Annotated in this window: 12 protein-coding genes; 10 read left to right on the top strand and 2 right to left on the bottom strand. The window is 62.6% G+C overall.

Translation table 11 applies throughout. From position 1 onward, the window contains the following. The first annotated feature begins 36 nt into the window (after positions 1-36). The 3 genes from THL1_RS18490 (at position 37) to THL1_RS18480 (ending at position 2,254) form a co-directional block, all read left to right on the top strand. On the top strand, positions 37-1,005 hold the full coding sequence (locus THL1_RS18490) for a GTP 3',8-cyclase MoaA (protein ID WP_069084583.1): 969 nt from the start codon (positions 37-39) through the stop codon (positions 1,003-1,005). A 66-nt stretch (positions 1,006-1,071) separates the two neighbouring features. Continuing rightward, the gene (locus tag THL1_RS18485; protein WP_069084582.1) at positions 1,072-1,674 is read left to right on the top strand and encodes a DUF4823 domain-containing protein; all 603 of its coding nucleotides are present in this window, start codon (positions 1,072-1,074) and stop codon (positions 1,672-1,674) included. A 10-nt stretch (positions 1,675-1,684) separates the two neighbouring features. Continuing rightward, complete coding sequence (locus tag THL1_RS18480) at positions 1,685-2,254, top strand: DUF1285 domain-containing protein (RefSeq protein ID WP_069084581.1); 570 nt, start codon at positions 1,685-1,687, stop codon at positions 2,252-2,254. Positions 2,255-2,306: 52 nt separating this feature from the next. Here the strand turns inward: THL1_RS18480 and THL1_RS18475 are convergent, their stop codons facing one another. Continuing rightward, on the bottom strand, positions 2,307-3,962 hold the full coding sequence (locus THL1_RS18475) for an electron transfer flavoprotein-ubiquinone oxidoreductase (protein WP_069084580.1): 1,656 nt from the start codon (positions 3,960-3,962) through the stop codon (positions 2,307-2,309). Between the two features lie 319 nt (positions 3,963-4,281). Between THL1_RS18475 and THL1_RS18470 the strand changes: the two genes are divergently transcribed. Then, positions 4,282-5,031: an electron transfer flavoprotein subunit beta/FixA family protein gene (locus THL1_RS18470; RefSeq protein WP_028627853.1), complete on the top strand. Its 750-nt coding sequence runs from the start codon at positions 4,282-4,284 to the stop codon at positions 5,029-5,031. Continuing rightward, positions 5,031-5,960, top strand: a complete 930-nt coding sequence (locus THL1_RS18465; RefSeq protein ID WP_069084579.1) for an electron transfer flavoprotein subunit alpha/FixB family protein — start codon at positions 5,031-5,033, stop codon at positions 5,958-5,960. Before THL1_RS18470 ends, THL1_RS18465 begins: the two co-directional genes overlap by 1 nt. Before the next feature lie 60 nt (positions 5,961-6,020). On the opposite strand, the gene THL1_RS18460 is transcribed toward THL1_RS18465, so the two are convergent. Continuing rightward, entirely contained in the window at positions 6,021-6,950 is a 930-nt protein-coding gene (locus THL1_RS18460; RefSeq protein ID WP_069084578.1) for an alpha/beta fold hydrolase, read from the bottom strand. Positions 6,951-7,065: 115 nt separating this feature from the next. Between THL1_RS18460 and THL1_RS18455 the strand changes: the two genes are divergently transcribed. The 5 genes from THL1_RS18455 (at position 7,066) to THL1_RS18435 (ending at position 12,471) form a co-directional block, all read left to right on the top strand. Beyond that, entirely contained in the window at positions 7,066-7,884 is an 819-nt protein-coding gene (locus THL1_RS18455) for a substrate-binding periplasmic protein (protein ID WP_069084577.1), read from the top strand. 14 nt (positions 7,885-7,898) lie between these two features. Further along, positions 7,899-8,255 carry a DUF4398 domain-containing protein gene (locus THL1_RS18450; protein WP_069084576.1) on the top strand — a complete coding sequence of 119 codons (357 nt, stop codon included), beginning with the start codon at positions 7,899-7,901 and terminating at the stop codon, positions 8,253-8,255. Continuing rightward, positions 8,252-9,064, top strand: a complete 813-nt coding sequence (locus THL1_RS18445) for an OmpA family protein (RefSeq protein ID WP_069084575.1) — start codon at positions 8,252-8,254, stop codon at positions 9,062-9,064. Before THL1_RS18450 ends, THL1_RS18445 begins: the two co-directional genes overlap by 4 nt. Before the next feature lie 152 nt (positions 9,065-9,216). Further along, the gene (locus THL1_RS18440) at positions 9,217-10,650 is read left to right on the top strand and encodes a PLP-dependent aminotransferase family protein (RefSeq protein ID WP_069084574.1); all 1,434 of its coding nucleotides are present in this window, start codon (positions 9,217-9,219) and stop codon (positions 10,648-10,650) included. A gap of 96 nt (positions 10,651-10,746) precedes the next feature. Next, positions 10,747-12,471 carry a vWA domain-containing protein gene (locus THL1_RS18435; protein WP_069084573.1) on the top strand — a complete coding sequence of 575 codons (1,725 nt, stop codon included), beginning with the start codon at positions 10,747-10,749 and terminating at the stop codon, positions 12,469-12,471. Position 12,472: the final 1 nt, after the last annotated feature.

Here is a 12,472-nt window from a genome sequence, read left to right as displayed (position 1 = left end):
GGATATACTCCGGCTTATCACATGCCGGAGCGTTCCATGATCGTCGACCGCCAAGGCAGGCGTTTTCGCAACCTGCGCATCAGCCTGACCGCCGCCTGCAACTACGCATGCACTTACTGTGTGCCTGACGGCAAACGTCTGGTGGCGGCCCAGGACGAACTCTCGGCTGAAGCCATGGTGCGTGGCGTGGCCTACCTCATCGAAGCAGCCGGTATCGAGCGCTTGCGTATCACCGGCGGCGAGCCACTCGTGAGCTCGAGGCTAGATCCCTTTCTCCGCGAAGTCAGCAAGCTCGGGCTGGACGACATCAGCTTGACCACCAACGGCCAGTTGCTGTCCCGAAAATTGCCGTTGTTGCTGGAGTGCGGTATTCGCCGCCTCAACATCTCCCTCGATACCCTCGATGCCGCTGAGTTTCGCAACATCGCTAGGGGTGGCGATCTGGCGACCGTGCTCAACGGCGTGGAAGAGGCGAGGGCGGCGGGCCTGAAGATCAAGATCAACATGGTTCCGCTACGTGGCAAGAACCTCGACCAGGTGCTGCCTCTGCTGGATTACTGCCTGGAGCGTGGCTTCGAGTTGCGCTTCATCGAATTGATGCGGATGGGGCATCTGGCCCGAGATCCCAATGCGTTCCATCAGCAATTCGTTGGGCTGGAAGAGCTATTGGCGCTGATCGGTACTGTCCATGAATTCGTCCAGGCCGATGCGCCACTGGATGCCACCGCCTTGCGATACCAGGTCCCGGGCGAGGGGCACTTCGGGGTGATCGCCAACGAGAGCGTACCCTTCTGCCGTACCTGCTCGCGGCTGCGGCTTTCCTCCACTGGCTGGTTGCATGGCTGCCTCTCCTCGAGCAATCGCCACTACGTCGGCGACCTGCTCGAAAAGCCCCGGCATGAAGCACTCCCGGCGCTGCAGCGGTTGCTGGTAAAGGCGCTGGCCGACAAGCAGGATGTTGCGTTTTCCGGCGGTGTCACGGTCATGAAGATCATCGGCGGTTGATGGCGCGGAAGCTGCATTGGTCTTCTATCCGCCGGTTTTTCGTCGCCGGCGTCTGGAGGACACACAATGCGTAGTATGATTCTGTTGCTGGCGATGCTTGGCCTGGGGGGCTGCATGAACGTCAGTGACATGGCGGAAGGCACTCGCGAACAGCTGAGCGATGCCGGATTCCTGGACCACAGCGAAACCCGTCGTGCCAGCCCGTGGCGCCTGCAAGCGGACTCGTTCATCTACATCGCCCAAGGCTATTTCGTGCCGCCCGGTTCGGCTTATCCACGTCCCAATGTGGTGGCTGAAGAGGCTTTCAACGGTTTCGTCGAATACTTCCCCATGGTGCGTCGCGCCCAGAGCCCTGCTGGCCTGGAAGAGGCCATGGGCCAGGCTCGCGCGGTGGGTGCGCATTACCTGCTGTACGCGCGATTCGCCAGTGCTGACGACCGCATCGGCACGGCGGAGGAATGGGAGGATCAGGAAGCCCTGGATCGCCTCGGGCGTGACCGCGGCGTTATTCAGTTGATGCTGATCGAAACCAATACCCGCTATCTGGTGGATACGGCCCGTGTTCGCAATCGCGGCGGTTTTCTGACGTTTTACGATACCAAGCCTGAAGACCTGATCGGTCCTCCGCTGGAGGAGTATGCTCGCAGCCTGATCGGCTTGAGTCGTTGAGGAGATTGAAATGAGCGATCCCGGCAAAGCCGGTGACTTGCTGGCGCAGATACCCAAGGGCGATAAGCCGGGGGGCGCGCCTGTCCATTTGTGGAACCCACAGTTTTGCGGCGATATCGACATGCGCATCGCGCGGGATGGCACCTGGTTCTATCTGGGGACGCCAATCGGCCGCAAGCCTATGGTCAAACTGTTCTCCAGTGTGATCCGCAAGGATGGCGAGGACTATTTCCTGGTTACCCCCGTAGAGAAAGTGGGCATCCGGGTTGAAGATGCGCCTTTCGTTGCCGTGGAGCTGCGCGTCGAGGGGGCGGGGGAGTCGCAGCAGCTGCGCTTCATTACCAATGTCGAGGACGAGGTGGTTGCCGGCGCGGTGCATCCGCTTCGAGTCGAGCTGGACCCGGAGACGCAGGAACCGTCGCCTTACGTGCTGGTGCGTACCAACCTGGAAGCGCTGATCCACCGCAATGTGTTTTACCAGTTGGTCGAACTGGCCGAGCCGCGCGAGATCGATGGCGTCGTCTGGTTGGGTGTCTGGAGTGGCGGGGCGTTTTTCCCCATCGGTCCGCTGCCGGAGTGACCGGGACAGGGGTAACAAAAAAGGCTCCCGAGGGAGCCTTTTTCGTACCTGCTTACATGTTGGGGTAGTTCGGGCCGCCGGTGCCTTCCGGGGCCACCCAGGTAATGTTCTGGGCCGGGTCCTTGATGTCGCAGGTCTTGCAGTGGACGCAGTTCTGGGCGTTGATCTGGAAGCGCTTGACGCCGTCTTCCTGGGTCACCACCTCGTACACGCCGGCTGGGCAGTAGCGCTGCGCCGGTTCATCGTACAGTGGCAGGTTCTTGGCGATCGGGATGTTTGCGTCAGCCAGCTTCAGGTGGCAGGGCTGTTCCTCTTCATGATTGGTGTTGGAGAGGAATACCGAGCTGAGTTTGTCGAAGCTGAGCTTGCCGTCCGGCTTTGGGTACTCGATGCGCTTGGACTCGGCAGCTGGCTTCAGGCAGGCGTAGTCCGGCTTGTTGTCGTGCAGGGTGACTGGGATCTTGCCGCCGAACCAGTTCTGGTCGATGTAGTTGAACGCACCGCCTACCAAGGCGCCGAACTTGTGGATGGCGGCGCCGAAGTTACGGCTGCGGAACAGCTCGTCGTACAGCCAGCTGGACTTGAAGGCGTCGACATAACCGTTGAGCTCGTCGCCACCTTCCTTGCCCGCGGCCAGCGCGGCGGCCACGGCTTCGGCAGCTAGCATGCCGGACTTCATGGCGGTGTGGCTGCCCTTGATCTTGGCGAAGTTCAGGGTGCCGAGGTCACAGCCGATCAGGGCGCCGCCCGGGAAGACCATCTTCGGCAGCGAGTTCAGGCCGCCCTTGCAGATGGCGCGGGCGCCGTAGGCTACGCGTTTGCCACCTTCGAGGTACTGCTTGACCACCGGGTGGTGCTTGTAGCGCTGGAACTCGTCGAAGGGCGACAGGAAGGGGTTGCTGTAGGACAGGTCGATGATCAGGCCGACGACCACCTGGTTGTTCTCCAGGTGATAGAGGAAGGAGCCACCCGGATTCTCGTCGTTCAGCGGCCAGCCGGCGGTGTGGACCACCAGGCCTGGCTGATGCTTGGCCGGATCGATGTCCCAGATTTCCTTGATGCCGATGCCGTAGTGCTGGGCGTCGGCTTCGGAGTCCAGGTTGTACTTCTTGATCAGCTGCTTGCCGATGTGACCACGGCAGCCTTCGGCGAACAGGGTGTACTTGGCACGCAGTTCCATGCCGGGGGTGTAGTAGCCTTCTTTCGGGTGGCCTTCGCGGTCTACGCCGAGATCACCGGTGATGATGCCGCGAACGACGCCGTTCTCGTCGATCAGCGCTTCCTGGGCGGCGAAGCCCGGGTAGATCTCAACGCCCAGGCCTTCGGCCTGCTGGGCCAGCCAGCGGCAGAGATTGCCCAGGGAAATGATATAGTTGCCCTCGTTGTGCATGGTCTTGGGCACGAAGAGGCCGGGCACCTTGATGGCGGAATCGGCATCCTTGAGCATATAGATGTCGTCGCCGGTCACCGGGGTGTTCAGCGGGGCGCCCAGGTCTTTCCAGTCAGGGAAGAGCTCGTTCAGGGCTCGCGTTTCGAATACGGCGCCGGAGAGGATGTGGGCGCCGACTTCGGAACCCTTCTCGACCACGCACACGCTGATCTCTTGACCAGCTTCCGCGGCCTTCTGCTTCAGTCGGCACGCGGCAGACAGGCCAGCGGGGCCGGCGCCGACGATGACGACGTCGAATTCCATGTATTCGCGTTCCACAGTCAATCTCCTCAAGGCTCTTCGATATTTTATGTTGGAGGGCTAGGCTCGATCCCTGACCTGAGCCGGCGCATTATATCCAGACCCTTTGGCTGGTCCAATACAAACGTTTGTTTGAATTTTGTGAAACCCTGATAGGATAAGGCTCTGCGGCTTATGGCGGGGCATTTTGCTGTATTGACCCGAATGGGCGATCCGGTCAAGATACGGGCGGTTTTGCGCTCGCTGTCTGGGCTGAGAGTCGGTTCCGGCCGACCTGCATCACTGGCCAGGCTCGTCTTGGCGACATTCTTATTAACCGGAGAGTAACGAGGAATCCATGAAGGTTCTTGTAGCTGTCAAACGAGTGGTCGACTACAACGTCAAGGTCCGCGTCAAGGCGGACAACTCCGGCGTCGACCTTGCCAACGTGAAGATGTCGATGAACCCCTTCTGCGAAATCGCCGTGGAAGAAGCCGTCCGTCTGAAAGAAAAAGGCGTAGCGAGTGAAATCGTCGTCGTCACCATCGGCCCGAACACCGCTCAAGAGCAGCTGCGTACTGCCCTGGCCCTGGGCGCCGATCGCGCCATCCTGGTCGAGTCCGCCGACGAGCTGAACTCCCTGGCCGTGGCCAAGCTGCTGAAGGCTGTGGTCGACAAGGAGCAGCCGCAGCTGGTCATCCTCGGCAAACAAGCCATCGACAGCGACAACAACCAGACCGGCCAGATGCTGGGCGCCCTGACCGGCTACGCCCAAGGCACCTTCGCCTCCAAGGTTGAGGTGGCTGGCGACAAGGTCAACGTCACCCGTGAAATCGACGGCGGTCTGCAGACCGTTGCGCTGAACCTGCCGGCGATCGTTACCACCGACCTGCGCCTGAACGAGCCGCGCTACGCGTCGCTGCCGAACATCATGAAAGCCAAGAAGAAGCCGTTGGACGTGGTTACCCCGGACGCCCTGGGTGTTTCCACCGCCTCCACCGTGAAGACCCTGAAAGTTGAAGCACCGGCCGCCCGCCAGGCTGGTATCAAGGTCAAGTCCGTGGCTGAACTGGTAGACAAACTGAAGAACGAGGCGAAGGTAATCTGATGGCTATCCTGGTTGTTGCTGAACACACGAACGCCGCGCTGGCAGCCGCCACCCTCAACACTGTGACTGCCGCTCAGAAGATCGGTGGCGACATCCACGTTCTGGTCGCAGGCGCTGGTGTAGGCGCTGCCGCCGAAGCCGCCGCCAAGGTCGCTGGCGTGTCTAAGGTGCTGGTAGCCGACAATGCCGCCTACGCCCACCAACTGCCGGAAAACGTCGCGCCGCTGATTGCTGAGCTGGGCAAGGGCTACAGCCACGTGCTGGCGCCGGCCACCACCAACGGCAAGAACTTCCTGCCGCGCGTGGCGGCTCTGCTGGACGTCGACCAGATCTCCGAGATCATCGCCGTCGAAAGCGCCGATACCTTCAAGCGTCCGATCTACGCCGGTAACGCCATCGCCACCGTGCAGTCTTCGGCTGCCGTGAAGGTGATCACCGTGCGCACCACCGGTTTCGACGCCGCTGCCGCCGAAGGTGGTTCCGCTGCCGTTGAGGCGCTGGGCACTGCTACCGACGCCGGCAAGTCCGCCTTCGTCGGTGAAGAACTGGCCAAGTCCGATCGTCCGGAACTGACCGCTGCCAAGATCGTCGTTTCCGGCGGCCGTGGCATGCAGAACGGCGACAACTTCAAGCACCTGTACGCCCTGGCCGACAAGCTGGGCGCCGCTGTCGGTGCTTCCCGTGCCGCCGTCGACGCCGGTTTCGTACCGAACGACATGCAGGTCGGCCAGACCGGCAAGATCGTTGCCCCGCAGCTGTATATCGCTGTCGGCATCTCCGGTGCCATCCAGCACCTGGCGGGCATGAAGGACTCCAAAGTCATCGTCGCGATCAACAAGGACGAAGAAGCCCCGATTTTCCAGGTGGCTGACTACGGCCTGGTGGCTGACCTGTTCGAAGCCGTACCGGAGCTGGAAAAGCTGCTGTAACAGCACTTCCCGGCCTGCCATACAGAAAACCCGCTCCTCGGAGCGGGTTTTTTATGCGCCTCAGTCATGGCTCGCGTCGAGGAATGCCTGGTAGTGCCGGGCCGTTTCCTCGGGGCGTTCGAGCATGGGGGCGTGGCCACAGTTCTGCATGATCACCACGCTGGGCTTCTTCAACAGAGGCTTCATTACCTCGATGCTGGATACGTCCAGCACCCGGTCGCGATCTCCCCAGAGCAGCAGGGTAGGGGCCTCGATTCGCGGCAGCTCAGGCTCCAGTGGGATATAGCGCTCCCGGAGCTGGCGGAAGACTTCGTCGTAGTGCGCCTCGTTGGCGATGGACTGTTCGGCGAGGTAAGCCTTTACCGAGTGGGGGAGGGGTGGTGGCTCGACGAACACGAACTCCAGCATGCGTTGGAAGTCCTCGGCGCTGCGAACCACCAGCGGGTTGGGCTGGCCGCTTTCGATCAAGCGGAACAGCTCGCTTTTGTTCGGAGCCGTGATACCACCATTGTCGATCAGCGCCAGGCTGCGAACCTGTTGCGGGTAGCGAGCGGCGAAGATACCGGCGATATGTCCGCCCATGGAGTTGCCCACCAGGTGCACCTTGCCCAGTTCCAGGGTCTTGATGAAGGACTCCAGCCGTTCAGCCTGAGTACCTACGTCGTAGCTGCCGGCAGGCCTGTCGCTATCGCCGAAGCCGGGCAGGTCCAGGGCGATGACGTGGTAGCGCTGGGTGAAGTGGCGAGCGAAGCGCAGCCAGTTGTCCTTGTTGGCAGCGAAACCGTGAACCATCACGATGGTTTCGCCCTTGGCCGGGCCGCCCTCGTAGTAATGGATGCTAAGATCGCCCAGCGCAACCTGCCGCTCCGACAGGCCGGCGAGCTGCCTCTCCACCAGGCGTACGCTTGCCGTCAGCGCAGCGGGGGAAAAGTAGAGGGTTGCCGCAGCAGCCGCCAGGAGTATGACGGCTGCGATGAGAAACTTCTTCATGGCCTGTCCTTATCGCGATTAGTTCTTGTAGCCGCTTGTACGCTAGCATGAAGCTTGCGCCCGGCGATGCCGCCCACGTCGCGGCCAATCGAATGTCCAGCTCGGGAAACCTCAGATGCCAAGTCGATTCCACCTTTCTTCCGTGCTTTTTGCGCTCTGCCTGTTGCCCGGACTCGGGCAGGCGGCCGGGAAGTGCGAGCGCCTGGTGGCCACTGGCAATCCCGAGTACCCCCCTTATCTCTGGCGCGATCCGGAGAATCCCAAGCAGTTGATAGGTGCCAACGCCGACCTGCTCAAGCAGATCGCCAAGGAGTTGGGGCTGAAGATTGAAATCCTGTACACCGGCCCCTGGTCCCGGGCTCAGGACGAAGTCCGTACCGGTCGGGTCGACCTGATCGCGGGGGCCTTCCTCACCTTGCCGCGCCTGGAGTCCATGGACTACGTCCACCCGGCCTTCCTCGAAACCCAGGGCGTCGCCTGGGTGAAGCGCGACAAGGCGTTTCCTTACAGTGGCTGGGATGACCTGCGCAGCCACACCGGCGGGACCCTGGTGCAGAACAGTTTCGGCGAAGCCTTCGACCGTTTCGCCAGGGAGAACCTCAAGCTCGAGGAGCTCCCCAGCCTGACCCAGGCCTACCAGAAGCTGCTGCTGGAGCGTACGGACTACGTGCTCTACGAGCGCTACCCCGGCCTGGTGCTGGCCGACACCCTGGGAATGGCCGACGATCTGGTCGCCCTGGAACCTCCTATTTCCAGCGAAGGTCTGTACCTGACCCTGTCCCACAACTCGGCGTGCAACGACCCCTGGCTGCGCGGACAGCTCGCGAAAAAGATGACAGAATTGGTCGCCGCCGGGGTGCCGGAAACCCTGCTGCAGCGCAACCTGGAACGGTGGAAGGCGTTGCAGATGCAGCCCGCCGCCACGCCTGAATGATTAGGAACCCTCTAGTGAGCAAGACACCCCTGTTTGCTGCCGGCCTGGCCGTGCTGGCCCTGGCCGGTTGCGCCAACGCCCCTGCGCCCATCGAGCAGATCCGCCTGACCCAGAAGGCCGTGGAGCAAGCCAAGGCTGTTGGCGCCACCGAACAGATCGAAGAGATGAAGCTGGCGCAGGACAAGCTCGCCTTGGCCGAGAAGAACATGGGCGAAGAGGACTACAAGCGTGCTCGCATCCTGGCCGAGGAGGCCGAGCTGGATGCGCGCCTGGCCGAAGCCAAGGTCCTGACGAAGAAGAGCCAGGACCAGTTGGCAGAGCTCACCGCGCGGATCAATCGCCTGCGCAAGCAGTTGGGAGATGTGCAGTGAAGCGCAGTCATGCATTGAGCGTCGGCCTGCTCCTCAGCCTTGGCGTGCTGGGTGGATGCGCCAGCCAGCAGCAGACCGAGCAGAGCCTGGAACAGGCCCGGCAGATGTTCCAGAAGGTCAAGGAGGACCAGAGCGTCCTCAGCAGCGCCCCCAAGGACGTGATCCGCGCCGGGGAGTCGCTGGCACGTGCCGAGCGGCTGTCCAGCTACTGGGGCAACGATGCCGACGTTACCCACTATGCCTACCTGAGCCAGCGCTACAGCGAAATCGCCAGCCAGCATAGCGAACAGAGCCTGAACCAGAGCCGCGCGGCGAAGCTGCAACTGGAGCGTGAGCGCCTGCAACTGGCGCTGCGCGAGGCCAAGTTGCTGAGTGTTCAGCAGCAGGGCAAATGGCTTGAAGAACAGATGATTGCGCTGGCTGCGACCGAAACGGACCGTGGCCTGGTCATGACCCTGGGCGATGTGCTGTTCGACACCGGTCATGCTGACCTCAAGGCCTCGGCCAACCGCACCGTGCTCAAGCTGGTGCAGTTCCTCCAGCTCAACCCGCGACGCATAGTGCGGATCGAGGGATATACCGATAGCAGCGGGAGCAAGCCGGATAATCTGAAGCTGTCCACCGAGCGAGCCCAGGCGGTAGCGGATGCCCTGGTCGACCTCGGAATCGATGCCAAGCGCATCCAGGTTCAGGGCTACGGCGAGGCCTTCCCGGTGGCGGAGAATGCTTCCAACCGGGGGCGGGCGCAGAACCGTCGAGTTGAGATCGTGTTCTCCAACGACAAGGGTGAACTCGGCCCGGCACGTTGAGGGTGACGCAAAAGCCCTGGCTGCCATTCAGCGCCGGGGCTTTTTAGTGTCTGGACAATTCCACTGTATCGCCCACACTTTTCTGATCTGTACCGGTGCAGTTGTGCATGCTTCGGATAGTGTTTCGGTCCAGTGATACAGGTACCGCCGTCATGACCAATCTGTTGCTCTACCAACGCATCGCCCAGCAATTGGCCGATGATATTCGCCGTGGTGTCTACCAGCCGGGCGAGCGTGTGCCATCGGTTCGCAAGCTCAGCTCCCAGCTCAGCGTCAGCCACGCCACGGTGTTGCAGGCCTATGCCAGCCTGGAGGACCAGGGACTGATTCGCGCTCGCCCACAGTCCGGCTTCTACGTTCACCAGACGCCCGCGCTGACCGCATCCACCCCGGACATCGCCCGTGTCGAGCGTCCCGGCCTGGTCACCCGTGCCAGCATCATTCAGCAGGTACTGGCCGAGTCCCGTCGCGAAGGCGTTTTCCCCCTGGGCGCCGCGGTGCCCCATGTCGATTACCTGCCGGTGCGCACCCTGCATCAGCAATTGGCCAAGGTCACGCGGTTCCAGAGCCCGCGCGCCTTCAGCTACATGTTCAGCCCAGGCTTCGAGCCGCTGCGTCGCCAGGTGGCGATTCGCATGCGTGACGCTGGCGTGGTGGTGGACCCCAGCGAAGTGGTGATCACCCACGGCTGCGTGGATGCGTTGCAGATGAGCCTGCGAGTGCTGACGCGACCGGGTGACCTGATCGCCACCGAGTCGCCCACCTACTACGGGCTGCTGCAACTGGCTGATCTGCTCGGCCTGAAAGTGATCGAGATTCCCAGCGACCCCACCACCGGCATCAGTCTGGAAGCCCTGCAACTGGCCGCCAACCAGTGGCCGATCAAGGCGCTGGTGCTGACCGCCCGGTTGAGTAACCCGCTGGGTGGCACCATTCCCGAGGAGCGGCAGAAGCAGTTGCTGCGCCTGTCGTCGGACTTCGACATCCAGATCATCGAAGACGACATCTACGGCGAGCTGATGTTCGACCAGGGGCCGTCCAAGGCGCTCAAGGCCTATGACCTTGACGACCGGGTGATCTACTGCTCCAGCTTCTCCAAGACTCTGTCGCCCGGTGTGCGCATTGGCTGGATGGTCGCCGGCAAGTACCAGGCGGAAATCCAGCGTCTGCAAACCTTCAGCACCCACTCGGCGTGCAGCGTCACCCAGATGGGCGTGGCGGCGTACCTGGAGAACGGCGGCTACGACCGGCACCTGCGCTACATTCGCCAGGAGTACCGGAAGAACCTCACGGCCTTCCAGCTCGGCGTGCAGCAGTACTTCCCCGAAGGCACCCAGATCACCCGTCCCAATGGCGGCTTCATCCTCTGGATCAGCCTGCCGGCCAAGGTGAACACCAAGGACCTGCACGTGCGCGCGCTGCAGCAGGGCATCAGCATCGCGCCGGGGCTGATCTTCAGTAACACCGAGCAGTTCAACCACTGCGTGCGCCTGAACTGCGGCATTCCGTGGAACCGGGAGGCCGAGCGCGCCATCATGACCCTCGGCATGCTGGCCAAGCAGCTCTGCCAGGAGGCCGGTCTGTAACCGGCCTCCCGAATTTTTTTTCCGCAGGCTTAACCCCTCCCGCGAGACGCCTCCGTCTACTGGTACGAATGGCTCATTCGTTCCCAGGAGGCGTCCATGTCCAGCCATCACTTCCTTCAGCACCAACCCCTGGCCGCCGGCTTCACTGCCGGCTTGCTGCTGGCCCTGGCCGCTTGTAGCGCCCAGGATGCTTCGGCGCCACCTTCTGGCAAGACCGAGGTGTCGCCGCCTGTCCTGAGTCAGCCCGAACCGGAGCTGCGTGAGGAGGCCAGGGCCAGTGCGCCCGCTGCCCTGGCCAAGCGCGCCGACTACGCCGCCGAGGTGCGGCAGATGCCCATGAGCATGCCGGCGCCCGTGGCAGATGCCATGCAGCCCGGCTATCGCGATGTGCCCCGCGAGCAGTACCAGCATCTGATCGACAACCCGATCCATGCCGTCGCCAGTGCGCCGGTCTCTACATTCAGCATCGACGTCGACACCGGCAGCTACGCCAACGTGCGGCGCTTCCTCACCGGCGGCCAGCTGCCGCCGGCTGATGCGGTGCGGCTGGAAGAGATGGTCAACTACTTCCCCTACAGCTATCCGCTGCCTGAAGGCGATGTGCCTTTCGGCATCGGCGTCGAGTTGGCGCAGACGCCCTGGAACTCGCAAACCCGCCTGCTGCGGGTGGCGATCAAGGCGTCCGACAGCAGCGTCGAGCAACTGCCGCCGGCCAACCTGGTGTTCCTGGTCGACGTTTCCGGCTCCATGGACCGGCGCGAAGGTCTGCCTATGGTGCAGGGCACCCTCAAATTGCTGGTGGACCAGTTGCGTCCGCAGGATCGCGTATCGCTGGTCACCTACGCTGGCGAAGCACGGGTCGTACTGGGCTCCACGCCGGGTAGCGAAAAGGTGAAGATCCACGCCGCCATCGAACAACTCAGCGCAGGCGGTTCAACGGCGGGCGAATCGGGCATCCAGCTGGCCTATGCCGAAGCGCAGAAGGGGCTGATCCCGAATGGCATCAACCGCATCCTGTTGGCCACCGACGGCGACTTCAACGTCGGCATCAGTGATTTCGAAAGCCTTAAGCAAATGGCCGCGCAGAAGCGCAAAAGCGGCGTGTCGCTCACCACCCTGGGCTTTGGCGTCGACAACTACAACGAGCGGCTGATGGAGCAACTGGCCGATGCCGGCGATGGCAACTACGCCTACATCGACAACCTGCGCGAAGCACGCAAGGTGCTGGTGGATCAGTTGGGCTCGACCCTCTCCGTGGTCGCCCGTGATGTGAAGCTGCAACTGGAGTTCAACCCGGCCGAGGTCAGCGAGTACCGCCTGCTGGGCTATGAAAATCGTGCCCTCAAGCGTGAAGACTTCAGCAACGACAAGGTGGATGCCGGTGAGATCGGCGCCGGCCACACCATCACGGCGCTGTACGAGATCGTCCCCACCGGCGCCAGGGGATGGCTGGAACCACTGCGCTACCAGGCGGCGGCCAAAGGCGAGGGCAGGGCGGGTGAACTGGCCTGGCTGCGGGTGCGCTACAAGGCGCCGGCCGCGGAGCAGAGCAGGTTGCTGGAGCGTCCCATCGCCGCCGGCAAGGTGGCTACTCTGAGTGAGGCCAGCGAGGACCTGCGTTTCGCCGCAGCGGTAGCGGCCTTCGCCCAGCAGCTCAAGGGCGGCCAGTACACCGGCGAGTTCGGCCTGGCCGACAGCGCCAGCCTGGCCCGTGCCGCCCGCGGTGACGACCGCTTCGGCCTGCGCGGCGAGTTTGTGCAACTGGTGGAACTGGCGCAAAGCCTGCAAACTCCCGCTCTATACCAAGCGCGGAAGGAATGAC

It is taken from the genome of Pseudomonas sp. TCU-HL1, assembly GCF_001708505.1.
GTDB lineage: Bacteria > Pseudomonadota > Gammaproteobacteria > Pseudomonadales > Pseudomonadaceae > Metapseudomonas.
Note: the sequence above shows the minus strand (reverse complement) of the source record. Positions and strands in the feature narration are given on the sequence as shown.